Below are 15,437 nucleotides of genomic sequence, written 5' to 3'. Positions count from 1 at the left end.
TGTTCGATGCTGGAGGAGCTATGAGTGAGTACAAGGCCATCGCGCTCGATATGGATGGCACCCTGCTGACCCGGGATCACAAGATCTCGTCGGCCACCCGGGCAGCACTGGCGCAGGCCCGCGCCCACGGCATCAAGGTGCTGCTGGTCACGGGGCGCCACTACATGACGGCGCGTCCCTTCCACCACGAGCTGGCCCTCGACACCCCCCTCATCTGCAGCAACGGCGCCTATCTCTATGATCCGGTGCAGAACCGGATCATCAGCGGCGACCCGCTGGCGGCTGCCCCGCTTACCGAGCTGCTGGCCGCGGTCGAGGCACAGCAGATGGGCGCCCTGTTCCATCTGAGCGAGGGGATCGGCTACATCGGCTGTGAAGAGCATGTCACCCGCATCCGCCACTGGTCGGCCAATCAGCCGGATCACCTCAAGATCACCATCCATCCGGTTGAGGAGCTGGCAGGCTGGCTCGACAACCCGGTCTGGAAACTGGAGCTGTTCAATCAGGATCCGGCGCGCCTGCACACCTTTATGGGCGAGGTGGTCGAGCAGATGCCCTTTACCCGCGACTGGGCGGCCCCCTATGCGGTGGAGCTGGTACAGCCCGGTTGCAGCAAGGGCAACCGGCTTGCCCAGTGGGCCGCCAGCGAAGGGATTGAGATGGATCAGGTGGTGGCGTTTGGTGACAACAACAACGACATCAGCATGTTCGAGCAGGTGGGGCTGGCGGTGGCCATGGGCAATGCGGCCCCGCAGATCCAGAGCCATGCCCATCGGGTCACGGCCGACCACAACGAAGATGGTATCGCACTGGCGCTACAGCGCTGGGTACTGCCCTGAGCTGACAAGATGCAACATGGCCAGCACGCGGGCTGGCCATGAAGAGAGGGATTAACCGCCGAAGGAGAACTGGATCACCCGATCCGGATAACGCAGACGGTTGTACTCCCGGCGCAGGGATTCGTAGTGGCGAATGGCCCGATCGCGCTTGGCGCGGTAATAGTCACGCTGTTCAGTGTTGGTTTCGTTGCGGATGCTGCGCTCCAGCGTATCAATATCACGCTCGGTACGCTCCAGCTCGTCGCTGATCTCCCGCAGGCGAGCGGCCAGTTTGTACTCTTCGTAGCCACGCTGATACTGCTTGAGGAAGCTGGCGTCATTGGGGCATACCCCCAGATAGGCCTGCCCCTCCTTGCCCTTGCTGTAAGCCAGCTCGGGAATGCAGTAGAGCTCCAGCCCCTTGTCGTAGCCCCGTTTCCACTCGGCTTCATCCACTTTGAGGCCATATTCGCTGCAAGACGAAACGTAATCGCGGGTCGCCTGACGGGTTTTGCCCTCCGATCCATCCTGATAACCCAGGTTGTACCAACTCATGGTTCGGCACTCATCTTCTGACAGGGCACTGCATCCCGCCAGCAATACCGGCAGGGTCAGCAACAGGATTTTGGGGGACATGGACAGACTCCGGAAAAGATAGTGAGCGGCATTCTAGAGAGGATAAAAGGCCATAACAAGGGATGCGCTCCCGTGCGGTCTGGTGCGGTTTATTTGATGTTTTTGTCACTATTCAACGCCGTGCCAGACGGGCAGCCAACCCGCTTTCCTTGTTATCAGGTGCAAGGTAAACTGCGCCATCTTTTAACTGGCGCGCAACAAAAACAATGAAAGTCCTGACCGTCGATTACCGCTCACCCGATGCGGCCCAACGTTTCACCGAATCCCTGCGAACCACCGGCTTTGGCGTGTTGACCAACCACCCCATTCCGAAAGAGCTGGTGCAGTCCATCTACGACAACTGGTATCGCTTCTTCATGAGCGAGCAGAAGCAGGATTTCCTGTTCAACCGCGAAACCCAGGATGGCTACTTCCCGCCCTCGGTCTCCGAGGTGGCCAAGGGCCATAGCCAGAAAGACATCAAGGAGTACTTCCACATCTACCCCTGGGGCCAGATGCCGGAAGAACTGAAGGAGCAGGCGATGGAGTACTACCGCCTCGCCAACGGTCTGGCCGCCGAGTTGCTGGGCTGGGTGGAGCAGTACACCCCGGCCGATATCGCCGCTCACTACAGCTGCCCCCTCTCCTCGATGATCGAAGAGAGCCAGAAGACCCTGCTGCGGGTGCTGCACTATCCGCCGTTCGATGGCACCGAGGAGCCGGGTGCCATCCGCGCCGCCGCCCACGAGGATATCAACCTGCTCACCATTCTGCCCGCCGCCAACGAGCCGGGGCTGCAGGTGAAGGGTTCTGATGGCGAGTGGATGGACGTGCCGTGCGACTTTGGCACCCTCATCATCAATATCGGCGACATGCTGCAGGAAGCCTCTCGCGGCTACTACCCTTCCACCACTCACCGCGTCATCAACCCGACCGGTGGCAGTGCCAGCAAGTCACGTATCTCGCTGCCGCTGTTCCTCCACCCGCGCCCGGATGTGGTGCTCTCCGAGCGCCATACCGCCCACAGCTACCTGATGGAGCGGCTGCGGGAGCTCGGGGTGATCTAGTCCGCCGACGAGCAGTTGTCAGAGACCAAACCGGAGCAATCTCACTCCGGTTTTTATTTGGTGGCAGGATTGGGCAAAAAACAGAATTAAATTAGCCAATCGTGCCAATAAATCGCATTTATGCCTGATAACCGTCGTAGTGATTGCGCCGTGACCTCCGTAACATGAGCGCCATTCTGCCCCTGCCTAGGGGCGCTCGATTGGAGTTCTTATGAAGCAGTCCCAATGGTCATCCCGACTCGGCTACATCCTCGCCGCAGCGGGTTCCGCGGTCGGTATCGGCGCAATCTGGAAATTCCCCTATGTCACCGCCGTCAACGGCGGCGGCGCCTTCCTGCTGGTCTTTCTGCTGTTCAGCTTCACCCTGGGGGTGGCGGTACTGATGGGGGAAACCCTGCTCGGCAGCATGAGTCGCCGCGGGGTAGTCGGAGCCTTCTCCGATCTGCTCGGCAAACAGTGGCGCTGGGTTGGGGTAATGGGAGTGATCTCTACCCTGCTCATCTACTGCTTCTACAGCGTGGTGGGCGGCTGGACCCTGGGTTATACCGGCATGGCCCTCTCCGGTCAGCTCAACCATGGGGATGCGGCTGCTCTCACCGCCCGCTTCAATGACTATGTCAGCGGCGACGTCTGGCCAATCCTCACTCACCTGCTGTTTGCCGCCCTCACCTGGATGGTGGTGCAAGGAGGCATTCAGAAAGGAGTGGAGCGCACCTTGCGCTGGATGATGCCGGCCCTGTTCCTGATGATCCTGATGCTGGTCGCCTTTGGCCTCACCCTGCCCAATGCGATGGCGGGAGTACGTCACTTCCTGATGCCCGACTTCAGCAAGCTGGGGATGTCCGGCGTGCTCGATGCCATGGGGCTGGCCTTCTTCTCCCTCTCCATCGGTCTGGGCATTCACACCACCTACGGCGCCTATCTGCCGACCAGCGAAGGGGTTGGTCGCTCCAGCCTCTGGGTGGTGCTGCTGGCCAGCATGGTGGCGGTACTGGCGGGGCTGATGATTTTCCCGGTGCTGGCCTCGACCGGTATCGACCCGGCCTCTGGCCCCGGTCTCACCTTTATGACCATGCCGGCGGTGTTTCAGCTGCTGCCCTTCGGTCAGGTACTTGAGGTGATCTTCTTCGCCCTGCTGGTCTTTGCGGCACTCTCCTCGGCCATCTCCCTGCTGGAGCATTTGCAGTGCTTCCTGTGCGAGACCTGGGGCTGGTCACGCCGCACGGCCTGCAGCGCCATCACTGGATTCGTCATGGTTAGCGGTGTTCCGGTCAGCCTGTCGTTTGGCCCGCTGCAACACGCCACCCTGTTTGGCAAAACCATCTTCGAGCTGCTGGACTTTGTCACCTCCAACCTGATGATGCCGCTGTTCGGCCTGATGCTGACGCTGCTGCTGGGCTGGAAGCTGGGACGCAAGGCGCTGCCGCAGGGGATTGCCAGCCACTGGCATCACTTGCTGATGAACTGCTGGCGCTGGATTGCCCCCTTGCTGATCGGCGGGATCTTGATTCGCGGTCTGGTGTGACGGTTACTCTTCGCGGGTGGGCTCATCGGCCCGCCCCTGGGCGGCTCTGACGGCCTCCAGGGCATGCTGCCAACGGGTGATCTCGGCATCATCCGTTCCCTTGGAGAAGACGATATAGAGACCGGCCTGATGGAGCAGCACGCCACTGCTGACGATGCTGCGCCGGGATAACCCCATCTTGTCGAGGGTGGCCTCCATCACCAGCTCCGCCATCGGCAAGGCATCGATCTTGCCCAGCATCAGCCGCTCTATCGCCTCCCCGACTGTCTTGTAGCGCACCAGATTGGTGTAGCCCTCATGGGTCAGCCGCACATCATCGGCATTGCCCAGCACGACCCCCACTCTGGGCAGATCTCGCAGCTGCGCCAGCGAGGTCAGCGGGTGGCGACTATCCGGCGCCTGATAGATAAAGACCCGATTGATAAAGAGCGGGCCAACCCATTTGAAATGAGACTCCCGCTCCGGGAGCCGCTGTACCACGAACAGTCCATAGCCGGGCTCGACCCGTGCCAGCGCCAGCGCCCGCTTGAGCGGGTAAATCCGCACCGGATAGCGGGTGCCAAGCTCCTCCTGCACCTCATCGATCAGGCGAATGGCAAATCCGTCGAGCTTGCCGTCGCGGTATTCGGTAAAGGGGGGTAAATCGTGACTCAGCAGGGTTAATCCGGGCTGCGCCGACACACTCAGGCTGATCAGCAACCAGGGCAGCATCATCCATCTCATACGACATCCTGTCTCATCGTTGTCCCCGTCAGTGCCATGTCGCGGTCACTAGTTCCAGAAGAAGCTACGTCGATTATCGCCCAGTAAATAGCCACAAGGTAGAAAAGATGCTGCCCTGCGAGGTTCCCCACATTGAGTTGTACGTACAGTCAGAGTGGTGACAGCGGCACACATAAAAAATTTTTGATTTTATGTGTCAATTATTCTTTCCATGGTTTAGGCTGTTCCCTCATTCATTAGTCAGGTTGCCACCTCATGTCTGCCATCCTCGTGCTGTTTGGTCGATTTTTTAGCTCGCAAGAGAGGTGACCTTGCACGCACAGTTTTTCTGAATGTTCATTGCAAAGGTCGCCTCAGGCGGCCTTTTTTATGGTCTGTCGTTTATTGCTACAGAGGAGTATTGCTTCGATGTCGTGTTACCCGGAGGTTGTATGAGCCAGGTTCAGTGGTCTTCCCGTCTCGGTCATGTGCTGGCCGCAGCAGGCACAGCGATTGGCCTTGGTGCCATCTGGAAGTTTCCCTATGTGACCGCCACCAATGGCGGTGGCGCCTTCCTGCTGGTGTTTCTGCTGTTTAGCTTCACCCTGGGGGTAGCGGTACAGGTCGGCGAAACCCTGCTCGGCAGCCATAGCCAGCGCGGGGTGCTCGGCGCTTTTCGCAAACTGGTGGGGCCGAACTGGCGCTGGATGGGGTATATGGGGATCGCCTGCGGCTTCTTTATCTACAGCTTCTACAGCGTGGTGGGCGGCTGGACCGTGGGTTACGCCGCGCTGGCGATGGCTGGCAAGCTCAACCTGAGCGAGGGGAGTGCCCTCACCGCCCTGTTCAACGGCTATGTCAGCAACCCCTGGTGGCCGGTGCTGACCCATCTGATTTTCGCAGGCCTGACCTGGTGGTTCGTGCAGGGGGGTATTCAGAAAGGGGTTGAGCGGGCACTGCGCTGGATGATGCCCGCGCTCTTCATCATGATGTTGCTGCTGGTTGGGGTCGGTCTCTCCATGCCGGGCTCCATGGCGGGTGTACGCCAGCTGCTGCTGCCGGACTTCTCCATGCTGACCGGCCAGAGCGTGCTGGACGCGCTGGGACTGGCCTTCTTCTCCCTCTCCATCGGGCTAGGGGTACACACGACCTATGGCGCCTACCTGCCCAATAGCGAAGGGGTACTGCGCTCCGGGGTCTGGGTCGTCACCCTGGCAAGCCTGATCTCGGTACTGGCAGGGCTGATGATCTTCCCGGCGCTGGCCTCCACCAATATCGACCCTACCGCAGGGCCCGGGCTCACCTTTATGACCATGCCTGCCGTGTTCAGTCATCTGCCGTTCGGTCAGGGGCTGGGGGTGATCTTCTTCCTGTTGCTGCTGGTCGCCGCTCTCTCCTCCTCCATCTCCATGCTGGAGCATCTGGTGCGCTTCACCACCGAGGAGTGGGGTTGGTCGCGTCGTGGCGCCTGCCGGGTACTGACCCTGCTTATCATGGCCTCCGGCATTCCGGTGAGCCTGTCGTTCGGCCCATGGAGCGATCTGACCCTGTTTGGCAAGACCATCTTCGAGCTGCTCGACTACCTCACCTCCAACCTGATGATGCCGCTGTTTGGTCTGGTACTGACCCTGCTGCTGGGCTGGCGATTGGGTGATGCCATATTGCCTGCGGGCCTGTCACCCGCCCTGCGTCTGGCGCTGCTCTGGTGCTGGCGCGTGGTGGCGCCGCTGCTGATCAGCGGGATCCTGATCCGCGGGATCATGTAGCACCTTGCGCATCTTTGCGGGCAGGCCTTGCCTGCCCTTTTTATTGCTGGCGTTTACTTTATTACAGGCGTTCATATAAGCAGCATCACGATGGACAGGAGTGAAGTCAGTGGCCGTCGAACAATCTAGGAAGAGCAGGATGAAGAAGGATCGGTGTGGCAGAGTGGCACAATAAGAGGTGGCGTTCGGCTCGCCACACCGGCAACAGAAGAAGTTGAAGTACTGAATTGCGGGCAAAAAAAATCCCCATCTGAGTGGGGACTTTCTCTGCAACTGAAGCTGATATCTCAGCCTCGCTTGCGAATATGGTGGTCGTTACTGGGATCGAACCAGTGACCCCCTCCTTGTAAGGGAGGTGCTCTCCCAGCTGAGCTAAACGACCTGGGATTCTGAAATGATGGTGGGTCGTGCTGGATTCGAACCAGCGACCAATTGATTAAAAGTCAACTGCTCTACCGACTGAGCTAACGACCCATCTAAATCATTTTTTCTACAAACTGGTGGTCGTTACTGGGATCGAACCAGTGACCCCCTCCTTGTAAGGGAGGTGCTCTCCCAGCTGAGCTAAACGACCTGGGATTCTGAAATGATGGTGGGTCGTGCTGGATTCGAACCAGCGACCAATTGATTAAAAGTCAACTGCTCTACCGACTGAGCTAACGACCCATCTAAATCATTTTTTACAAACTGGTGGTCGTTACTGGGATCGAACCAGTGACCCCCTCCTTGTAAGGGAGGTGCTCTCCCAGCTGAGCTAAACGACCTGGGATTCTGAAATGATGGTGGGTCGTGCTGGATTCGAACCAGCGACCAATTGATTAAAAGTCAACTGCTCTACCGACTGAGCTAACGACCCATCTAAATCATTTTTTCTACAAACTGGTGGTCGTTACTGGGATCGAACCAGTGACCCCCTCCTTGTAAGGGAGGTGCTCTCCCAGCTGAGCTAAACGACCTGGGATTCTTGAAATGATGGTGGGTCGTGCTGGATTCGAACCAGCGACCAATTGATTAAAAGTCAACTGCTCTACCGACTGAGCTAACGACCCATCTAAATCATTTTTTACAAACTGGTGGTCGTTACTGGGATCGAACCAGTGACCCCCTCCTTGTAAGGGAGGTGCTCTCCCAGCTGAGCTAAACGACCTGGGATTCTGAAATGATGGTGGGTCGTGCTGGATTCGAACCAGCGACCAATTGATTAAAAGTCAACTGCTCTACCGACTGAGCTAACGACCCATCTAAATCATTTTTTTACAAACTGGTGGTCGTTACTGGGATCGAACCAGTGACCCCCTCCTTGTAAGGGAGGTGCTCTCCCAGCTGAGCTAAACGACCTGGGAATTCTGTCTCCACCGAGTGGAGAAAATGGTGGGTCGTGCTGGATTCGAACCAGCGACCAATTGATTAAAAGTCAACTGCTCTACCGACTGAGCTAACGACCCTCACCACGACCAGTTCCGACTGCATTACTGCTTCGGCTCTGACGGCGGCCTATATTACGGATTTAAATTTCCGGTGCAACAGAAAATTCGTAATTTAAATCCGTTTGCTCACTGTGCGTACAAATGCAGGCTGTTTTTACAGTAGCGTTACGAAAACAGTGACATACAGCAATGTTACAGCTTGGCCAGACTCTGTTTGGCCAACTGGGCCGGCGAAGTGTTGGGATAACCCTTGATCACCTGCTCATAGAAGGATTTGGCTTCCGCCTTCTTGCCATCCAGCTGCGCCAGCATACCCAGCTTCAGCAGCGCATCGGCTCGCTTGGGGGATTTGCTGTATTTGTTGGCCACGGTCGAAAACTGGGCCGAGGCACCGGCTCTGTCACCCTTGTTGAACAGCAACTGGCCGAGCCAGTAGTGTGCATTGGGAACATAGCCCGAATTGGGGTACTGCTTGATGAAGCCCTGGAAAGCCGGAATGGCTTTGTCGTAGTTCTTCTCTTTGAGCACCATGTTGACCGCTGCGTCGTAGGCCTGATTCTCATCCTGATTGGTTGAGTAATTGGCCGCAGCAGCCGGTGTAGCGGCAGCAGCAGGGGCCGCGGCGGCCGGTGCAGCCTGCTGGCTGCTGGCAACCTTGTCGAGCTCCTGATAGAGCTGACGCTGGCGCTCTTGCGACTGTTCCATCTGGTAGGTCTGCTGCTCCAGCTGACCACGCAGCTCGGAAACCTCCCCTTGCAGGGAGTCGACCTGTTGCTGCAATTCAGCTTGCAGTCGCAGACGGGCATTGAGGGTGCGCTCCAGCAGGGCAACCCGATCTTCCAGGCTACCGGTGGGCACGATAGCGCCGTTGTTGCCACTAAGGACAACGCCACCACCCGAGTCACCGCCCAGATCGCTGACAGGAGCCGCAGCTTGCGCATTCAGAGCAACCATTACGGCCAGCGCAACGACAGCTTGCTTGTACACAGATTTCATTCGGATCAAACCTTAGCGTTTAGTACAGATAAAACGGCCAGCGCCATCGTCGCTCGCATATGCAGATTTCATTCGGATCAAACCTTGGCGTTTAGTGCAAATAAAACGGCCATCGAAATGGCCGCTTGCATATAAACGAACTTCGTTCGGTTTAAACCTTAGTAAACCAGAACCGCGCGGCGGTTTTTGGCAAAGGCATCCTCGGTGTGGGACATGTCCAGCGGCTTCTCTTCGCCATAGCTGACGATAGAGAGCTGCTCGGCCTGCACACCCAGGGTTTGCAGATACTTGGCAACAGCCTTGGCACGACGCTCGCCCAGGGCGATGTTGTACTCCGGAGTACCGCGCTCATCGGCGTGACCTTCGATCAGGACTTTAACGCTCGGGCGCTCGCGCAGGTAGCTGGCGTGGGCATCCAGCAGATCAGCGTACTGACCCTGGATATCGTAACCGTCGAACGGGAAGTAGATCACGTTGTCACGCTGCAGTGCTTCGAACTTCTGACGCATCTGCTCTTCCGGGGACAACATGCCGTTGGCGCCGCCGGTTTGTACACCGCCCATGCCGTCGGTCATACCTGATTCAGCGCCAGCGGCGTCGGAATCAGAAGAAGAACTACAAGCGGCCAGGGTGAACAGTGGCAGTGCGATGGCCAAACCCTTGAGCAGTTTATTGAGTTGCATGCTATTTCCTTAAACCTTTATAACAAAACAAAAAACAATTGGATTTTTATCAATTCAAGAAGGGCGACCAAGCTGGTGCACGAATTTCACCGCTACTGGTCGGAAGCACAGCCTTGAAGCGACCATCAGTCGACACCAACGCGAGACTCTTACGACCCTGATAGATGGTGGCATAAATGATCATGCTGCCATTGGGAGCCACACTTGGCGACTCATCCAGAGCACTCTGGGTAAGGACCAACAGGGCATTGTTTTCCATGTCCTGACGGGCAATACGATACTGTCCCTGAACACGGGTCACCATCACCATGATTTTGCCATCAGGAGTGATGGATGCACCCTGGTTGGATTCACCTTCCCAAGTCATCCGGCGAGTCATACCAGTCGCCAAATTTACGCTATAAATCTGGGGTTTGCCACCACGTTCAGAGGTGAACAACAAATTTTGCCCATCCGGCATCCAGGAGGGTTCAGTGTCGATCACACGGCTGGTTGTGACGCGGGTCAGCTGCTTGCTAGCGACATCAACCACATAGAGGTTCGGTGAACCATCTTTGGAGAGAACGATAGCCAGACGACGACCATCCGGAGACCACTCCGGCGCCCCGTTGATACCGCGGAAACTGGTGATCAGGCTGCGCTGCTGGGTGTAGATATCCTGCACGTAGATTTCGGACTTCTGGTTCTCGAAGCTCACGTAAGCCAGCTTGCTGCCATCCGGCGACCAAGCCGGAGACATCAACGGCTCGCGGGAGCGCAGCAGGGTCTTCTCGTTGTAACCGTCGTAGTCAGAAATACGCAGCTGGTACGGGAACTGGGTACCCTGCTGGACGGAGACGTAAGCCAGACGGGTCAGGAAGGCACCGCGCTCGCCAGTCAGACGCTCATAGACGATATCTGAGATACGGTGGGCAAACTGGCGCATCTGGGCACCCGGGATGGTCGCCATGCGGCTATCCAAAATGTAACCGTTGCTCTCGCCACCTTGCGCCTTGGCCAGCTGGCCTTTCAGCACATCGACCAGCTCGAAGTTGACCTTGTAGGTGCCATCACCGACTGCCGAAATGGAACCCACCACCACGGCTTCAACCCCTTGGGAGGCCCAGGGAGCGAAGTTGATCTCGCTGCTGCTGCTCGGGGTTTGCGGCATCTGGCCACGGGCCAGCGGCTTGAACTTGCCACTGCGCATCAGGTCGTTGGAGACCACTTCCGCGATGTCCTGCGGCAACTGTCCGTTACCTTCCCACTTGAAGGGGGCGACGGCGATGGGGCGTGCGCTATCAATACCGCCGGTGATGACGATGTCCAGGGCCGCCTGGGCACTCTGGCCCAGCAACAAACAGCCAACCAAAGCAAAAAATACTTTTCTGATCATGGCTTAAATACTCGGTTCCAATATAGATGAGAGGTTAAATTCCTTTCTCGGCGAGAGGTTGCCAACCGGAGGCAAGCAACCTCGTTTTATCACGCTTAGATACTCGGTTCTAACTTCAGGTTAAATTCCTTCAACATCTCGAATGCCGCAGGATCCTTGGGCACAGGCAGCTGATTGGCTTTCAGAACAGCCGCCTTACCGGAACGACAAACCGCCGGGTCACCCTGGCCGTTATCTACCGATATGACAAAGCCACTGCTCGCAAGACGTACGCCGATAGTACATGTTTTGCCCCGCATGGTGGGATCCAAAATCATATACCGCTCAACAGTGGCTTTGATGAGCGCCGCATATTTGTCGACTTCGCCCTGGGCTGCGGCCGATGCCGCCTGACTGCGGGCATTGGCCTCAGCCGACAGCTGCTGCTGCATCATCTCTTCCATCTCTTTTTGCAGCTTGGCCTGCTCGGCCGCTTTACGCTTGCGCTCAGCCGCGATCTTGGCCTGCTTTTCGGCCTCTGCCTTGGCTTTCTTCTCTGCGTCAGCTTTTGCCTTTTTCTCAGCCTCTTCCTTGGCCTTCTTCTCGGCCTCGGCTTTGGCTTTTTTCTCTGCTTCTGCCTTGGCTTTTTTCTCTGCTTCTGCCTTGGCTTTCTTCTCGGCTTCGGCTTTGGCCTTCTTGTCAGCTTCCGCTTTCTTGGCCTTGGCTTCTGCCGCCTTTGCCTTCTCTTCGGCCTCTTTCTTCTCTTGTTCCTTTTTCTTCTTCAGCGCCAACGCCTTGCTCTCGGCTTCCGCCGCTTTACGCTCGGCTTCGGCCTTCTTGGCCTTCTGTTCTTCCAGCTTGCGGGCTTCCTCGGCTTTTTGGGCCTTCTCTTCCGCCTGCTTCTGCTCGGCAACCTTCTTCTGCTTCTCGGCCTCGGCCTTGCGAGTCGCCTCTTCGGCCTGCTTGCGCTTGGTCTCGGCGATGCGAAGCTGCTCCTGTTTCTGAGCCAGCTCACGCTTGGCGAGATCCGTGTCTTCCTTATCCTTCTCTTTCTCTACCTTTTGAGGCTTGGGCTGAGATTTCTGCTGCTGGATCTGCTTGGCCTGTTCGTTGAGGAAGTTCTCATCGAGCATGACGGCATTGACGATCTGCCCCTTCGATTCGGGTCGTTTCGGTTTGCTGAAATCGAGCCCGACAAACAGGATGATGCCGATGATCAGGTGCAGCAGAAACGACGCGATGAGATAACCGGAAATACCACGCTTCACATCCATCTCCGTTAGTTCACCGGATCTGTCATCAGGCCAACCTGAGGCACACCCGCATTCTTGAGGGCCACCATCAACAGGATCACCTCTTCGTAGCGCACGGCCTTGTCACCCGCGACCACCACGGGGGCATTCTGGTTGATAGCCAGATAGCCCATGGCTTTTTCGGTGATGTATTGCTGCATCGCCTCTGGCGTGCCGCTTGGCACCGGCTCGTCATCGGCTTCGCCAGCCTTGATGACATACTCGCCTTCGGTATTGACGCTGACGATGAAGGGTGGCTTGGCATCTTCCGGCAACTGCTCGGACTCAGCCTGTGGCAGATCCACCTTGACCCCTTGCGTGATCACCGGCGTGACCGCCATAAAGATGATAAGCAGCACCAGCATGACGTCGATATAGGGAACCACGTTGATCTCGGCCACCTTCTTGCGCCGGATCCGCTGATAGGTTTGCATTACTGATCACCCTGCTGCTGTGCAATTTGACGGTTCAGAATGGTAGTGAACTCGTCCATGAAGTTGGCGTAGGCGTTCTCTAGCCGCTCGACCTTGTTGGAGAAGCGGTTGTAGAAGATAACCGCCGGGATAGCGGCAAACAGACCCATGGCGGTAGCGATCAGCGCTTCCGCGATACCCGGTGCCACCATCTGCAGGGTGGCCTGCTGCACCTGACCCAGGGCGATAAAGGCGTTCATGATCCCCCATACGGTACCAAACAGACCGATATAGGGGCTGATGGAACCGATGGTCGCCAGCACCGGCAGGTTGGATTCCAGGTCATCCACCGCGCGGGAGAGGGAGACGCGCATGGCGCGGTAGGTACCATCCATCACCGCATCCTGACCACGGGCACCGGCCTTGAGCAAGCGGGCATACTCCTTGAAGCCGGAGTAGAAGATATCTTCCATGCCTTCGATATCATCGCGGCGGGAAGAGGACTCTTGATAGAGGCGATTGAGATCGACCCCTGACCAGAAGCGATCTTCAAACTGTTCCGATGCGAGATTGGCCGCCTTGATCGCCTTTGAACGCTGGATAATCAGCGCCCACGAGACAATAGACATGCTCATCAGGGTCATCATGACCAGTTTTACCAACAGGCTGGCTTGCCAAAACAGGCCAATAAACGAAATTTCAGCGTGCACTTAACAGCACTCCCTTGATTTTTTCAGGTATAGCTACAGGTTTCATTTGCGGATGACTGACACAGGCTATCTGTACCATGGCCTGGGTGATCAGTCGTCCATCAGCCGCCAGGATCTGCTGCGAAAAGCGCAGGGATGCGCGTTTCACTTCAATCACTTGCGTTAATACATTCAATAGTTCATTAAAACGGGCCGCCGAGCGGAAATCGATCTCAGTTCGGCTCACCACGAAGGCATATCCCTCCTGCAGCCAGACGTCCTGTTCGACCCCTTTGGCACGAAGAAACTCGGTGCGAGCACGTTCCATAAACTTGAGATAATTGGCGTTGTAGACGATGCCCCCGGCGTCGGTGTCTTCGTAGTAGACACGCACCGGAAACTCAAAGACTTCCCCCATAACAATCTGTGATCCATTCGACAGTCAGATGGGGGGCTATCATAGCGCAGGGCTGAATAGGAAAGAAGCAGGGGGAGACAGGGAAATCCTGCCTCCCCCCGTTTTTTATGAAAGGAAATATGAATGTGTCAGCCAGAGGCCATACAACAAACTGGGCCAGGCGAGCCAGGGGTTGAACAGCACACGTCCGGGCAGGCTTTTCAGATGAAAGCCAAGCCCGTTAAGTACGCCACAACAGACGGCCCACATCAGCCAGGGAGCAAGCCAGAGACCATGCTCGCTGGTGTTGGCCGCGATCAGATTGGGGGCCTGTAAAATAGCGACGGCCAACAAGGCCGCCGCGAGTAACATCAACCCCTGCCACGGCTGCCGCTCCAGTGGAGCGGCCAGCCTGGCGAGTCGATCACTTGTTTTCATCGATCTGACGATCCATGTTCTCGGTGTGTTCCAGCCACAGCGCATTGATGATGCCAAATGCACAGGCCAGCAACAGCCCCAGGATCCAGGTGAAATACCACATTGTCAGCGCACCTCTTAATAGAGAGATTGTTGGTTATCTTCGATGTGCTTGTTGGTTACCCGGCCAAACATCTTGATGTAAGTCCAGATGGTGTAACCCAGCACAATCGGTACGAAGACTGCAGCAGCCACAGTCATCACCTGCAAGGTGTTGAAAGAGGCGGTAGCATCCCACATGGTCAGGCTCAGTGACGGCTCAAGGCTTGAGGGCATCACAAACGGGAACATGGAGAAACCGGCAGTGAGGATAACCCCGGCAATCGCCAGCGAGGAGCTGGTAAACGCCAGCCAGCCGATGTTCATGCGGGCAAACAGCGCAGTCAGCAGGCTCATGGCCAGGCCCAGTACAGGAGCAGCCACCATCCACGGATAGAGGGTGTAGTTGTTCATCCAGGCGCCAGCCTGCAGGACAACTTCCTTGTTCATCGGGTTGGATACTGCGTCAGTCGCGGCAGCCTTGACGATGACATACCCTTCCATACCGCTTACCCACCAACCCGCGGCAGCAAACAGCACCAGGGTCAGCAGTGAGCAGATCATGGCGGCAGTGCGGGAACGTGCCAGCACTTCACCGTCGGTCTTCATCATCAACCAGGTTGCGCCCTGGGTGAGCAGCATGAACAGGCTCACCAGACCAGCCAGAATGCCGAACGGGTTAAGCAGACCAAAGAAGTTGCCGTGATAGGTCAGCATCATGAACTGGTTAAACTCGAACGGAACGCCTTGCAGCAGGTTGCCAAAGGCCACACCAAAGACGATGGGCGGTACGGCGCTACCGGCGAACAAGGCCCAGTCCCAGTTGCTGCGCCATTTGGCATCAGCACGCAGAGAGCGGTACTTGAAACCGACCGGACGCAGGAACAGCGCCATCAGCGTCAGGATCATGGCGATGTAGAAGCCGGAGAAGGTCGCGGCATACACCATCGGCCAGGCGGCGAACAAGGCGCCACCGGCAGTGACCAGCCACACCTGGTTACCTTCCCAGTGCGGCCCCATGGTGTTGAGCATCACGCGGCGCTCGACATCTTTCTTGCCGACGAACGGGAGCAGTGCGCCTACCCCCATGTCGAAGCCGTCAGTGATGGCAAAACCGATCAGCAGCACGCCGACCAGAGCCCACCAGATGACACGCAGAGTTTCGTAATCAAACATG

The 15,437-nt window shown here is 57.2% G+C and carries 16 protein-coding genes and 12 tRNA genes; 4 read left to right on the top strand and 24 right to left on the bottom strand.

The features are described 5' to 3' along the window. Window positions 1-20 precede the first annotated feature (20 nt). Window positions 21-839: a Cof-type HAD-IIB family hydrolase gene (locus I6L49_RS19255; RefSeq protein WP_216950164.1), complete on the top strand. Its 819-nt coding sequence runs from the start codon at window positions 21-23 to the stop codon at window positions 837-839. A gap of 51 nt (window positions 840-890) precedes the next feature. Here the strand turns inward: I6L49_RS19255 and I6L49_RS19250 are convergent, their stop codons facing one another. Further along, window positions 891-1,454, bottom strand: coding sequence for a DUF2799 domain-containing protein (locus I6L49_RS19250; RefSeq protein WP_005362971.1), 564 nt, complete (start codon window positions 1,452-1,454; stop codon window positions 891-893). Window positions 1,455-1,660: 206 nt separating this feature from the next. Between I6L49_RS19250 and I6L49_RS19245 the strand changes: the two genes are divergently transcribed. Beyond that, complete coding sequence (locus I6L49_RS19245) at window positions 1,661-2,500, top strand: isopenicillin N synthase family oxygenase (protein WP_108612566.1); 840 nt, start codon at window positions 1,661-1,663, stop codon at window positions 2,498-2,500. A gap of 211 nt (window positions 2,501-2,711) precedes the next feature. Continuing rightward, entirely contained in the window at window positions 2,712-4,025 is a 1,314-nt protein-coding gene (locus I6L49_RS19240; RefSeq protein WP_202005356.1) for a sodium-dependent transporter, read from the top strand. A gap of 3 nt (window positions 4,026-4,028) precedes the next feature. Here I6L49_RS19240 and I6L49_RS19235 read toward each other — a convergent pair whose 3' ends face one another. Then, the gene (locus I6L49_RS19235; protein ID WP_069529694.1) at window positions 4,029-4,748 is read right to left on the bottom strand and encodes an ABC transporter substrate-binding protein; all 720 of its coding nucleotides are present in this window, start codon (window positions 4,746-4,748) and stop codon (window positions 4,029-4,031) included. A 431-nt stretch (window positions 4,749-5,179) separates the two neighbouring features. On the opposite strand from I6L49_RS19235, the gene I6L49_RS19230 reads away from it, so the two are divergent. Beyond that, window positions 5,180-6,493 carry a sodium-dependent transporter gene (locus tag I6L49_RS19230; protein WP_216950163.1) on the top strand — a complete coding sequence of 438 codons (1,314 nt, stop codon included), beginning with the start codon at window positions 5,180-5,182 and terminating at the stop codon, window positions 6,491-6,493. Window positions 6,494-6,799: 306 nt separating this feature from the next. Here I6L49_RS19230 and I6L49_RS19225 read toward each other — a convergent pair. The 22 genes from I6L49_RS19225 to cydB all read right to left on the bottom strand — a co-directional run bounded on the left by I6L49_RS19225 (window position 6,800) and on the right by cydB (window position 15,436). Continuing rightward, window positions 6,800-6,875, bottom strand: a tRNA-Val gene (locus I6L49_RS19225). A 16-nt stretch (window positions 6,876-6,891) separates the two neighbouring features. Further along, a tRNA-Lys gene (locus I6L49_RS19220) sits at window positions 6,892-6,967 on the bottom strand. A 24-nt stretch (window positions 6,968-6,991) separates the two neighbouring features. After that, a tRNA-Val gene (locus I6L49_RS19215) sits at window positions 6,992-7,067 on the bottom strand. 16 nt (window positions 7,068-7,083) lie between these two features. Beyond that, window positions 7,084-7,159, bottom strand: a tRNA-Lys gene (locus I6L49_RS19210). 22 nt (window positions 7,160-7,181) lie between these two features. Continuing rightward, window positions 7,182-7,257, bottom strand: a tRNA-Val gene (locus I6L49_RS19205). A gap of 16 nt (window positions 7,258-7,273) precedes the next feature. Next, window positions 7,274-7,349: transfer RNA gene (locus I6L49_RS19200), tRNA-Lys, on the bottom strand. Window positions 7,350-7,373: 24 nt separating this feature from the next. Continuing rightward, a tRNA-Val gene (locus I6L49_RS19195) sits at window positions 7,374-7,449 on the bottom strand. 17 nt (window positions 7,450-7,466) lie between these two features. Continuing rightward, window positions 7,467-7,542, bottom strand: a tRNA-Lys gene (locus I6L49_RS19190). 22 nt (window positions 7,543-7,564) lie between these two features. Then, a tRNA-Val gene (locus I6L49_RS19185) sits at window positions 7,565-7,640 on the bottom strand. A 16-nt stretch (window positions 7,641-7,656) separates the two neighbouring features. After that, window positions 7,657-7,732, bottom strand: a tRNA-Lys gene (locus I6L49_RS19180). A 23-nt stretch (window positions 7,733-7,755) separates the two neighbouring features. Next, window positions 7,756-7,831, bottom strand: a tRNA-Val gene (locus I6L49_RS19175). A gap of 31 nt (window positions 7,832-7,862) precedes the next feature. Further along, window positions 7,863-7,938: transfer RNA gene (locus I6L49_RS19170), tRNA-Lys, on the bottom strand. Between the two features lie 174 nt (window positions 7,939-8,112). After that, window positions 8,113-8,916, bottom strand: a complete 804-nt coding sequence (ybgF, locus tag I6L49_RS19165) for a tol-pal system protein YbgF (RefSeq protein ID WP_042052426.1) — start codon at window positions 8,914-8,916, stop codon at window positions 8,113-8,115. A 158-nt stretch (window positions 8,917-9,074) separates the two neighbouring features. After that, window positions 9,075-9,599, bottom strand: coding sequence for a peptidoglycan-associated lipoprotein Pal (pal, locus tag I6L49_RS19160; protein WP_005304908.1), 525 nt, complete (start codon window positions 9,597-9,599; stop codon window positions 9,075-9,077). Between the two features lie 49 nt (window positions 9,600-9,648). Further along, entirely contained in the window at window positions 9,649-10,974 is a 1,326-nt protein-coding gene (gene tolB, locus I6L49_RS19155; RefSeq protein WP_005335728.1) for a Tol-Pal system beta propeller repeat protein TolB, read from the bottom strand. A gap of 95 nt (window positions 10,975-11,069) precedes the next feature. After that, window positions 11,070-12,227, bottom strand: coding sequence for a cell envelope integrity protein TolA (tolA, locus tag I6L49_RS19150; RefSeq protein WP_216950162.1), 1,158 nt, complete (start codon window positions 12,225-12,227; stop codon window positions 11,070-11,072). 5 nt (window positions 12,228-12,232) lie between these two features. Beyond that, window positions 12,233-12,679 carry a protein TolR gene (gene tolR, locus I6L49_RS19145; protein ID WP_005335733.1) on the bottom strand — a complete coding sequence of 149 codons (447 nt, stop codon included), beginning with the start codon at window positions 12,677-12,679 and terminating at the stop codon, window positions 12,233-12,235. Further along, entirely contained in the window at window positions 12,679-13,368 is a 690-nt protein-coding gene (gene tolQ, locus I6L49_RS19140; RefSeq protein ID WP_005335735.1) for a protein TolQ, read from the bottom strand. Before tolQ ends, tolR begins: the two co-directional genes overlap by 1 nt. Continuing rightward, window positions 13,358-13,765 carry a tol-pal system-associated acyl-CoA thioesterase gene (gene ybgC, locus I6L49_RS19135; protein ID WP_005335737.1) on the bottom strand — a complete coding sequence of 136 codons (408 nt, stop codon included), beginning with the start codon at window positions 13,763-13,765 and terminating at the stop codon, window positions 13,358-13,360. Before ybgC ends, tolQ begins: the two co-directional genes overlap by 11 nt. A 105-nt stretch (window positions 13,766-13,870) precedes the next feature. After that, entirely contained in the window at window positions 13,871-14,182 is a 312-nt protein-coding gene (locus I6L49_RS19130) for a cyd operon YbgE family protein (RefSeq protein ID WP_041202810.1), read from the bottom strand. Continuing rightward, complete coding sequence (gene cydX, locus I6L49_RS19125; RefSeq protein WP_005304933.1) at window positions 14,169-14,285, bottom strand: cytochrome bd-I oxidase subunit CydX; 117 nt, start codon at window positions 14,283-14,285, stop codon at window positions 14,169-14,171. The genes I6L49_RS19130 and cydX overlap by 14 nt, the downstream gene beginning before the upstream one ends. 14 nt (window positions 14,286-14,299) lie before the next feature. Continuing rightward, entirely contained in the window at window positions 14,300-15,436 is a 1,137-nt protein-coding gene (gene cydB / locus I6L49_RS19120) for a cytochrome d ubiquinol oxidase subunit II (protein ID WP_139408789.1), read from the bottom strand. Window position 15,437: the final 1 nt, after the last annotated feature.

The organism is Aeromonas sp. FDAARGOS 1419 (assembly GCF_019047045.1).
In the GTDB taxonomy this organism is placed as follows: Bacteria; Pseudomonadota; Gammaproteobacteria; order Enterobacterales; family Aeromonadaceae; genus Aeromonas; species Aeromonas veronii.
The sequence above is the reverse complement of the archived record's forward strand: the minus strand, read 5'-3'. Positions and strand labels throughout refer to the sequence as shown.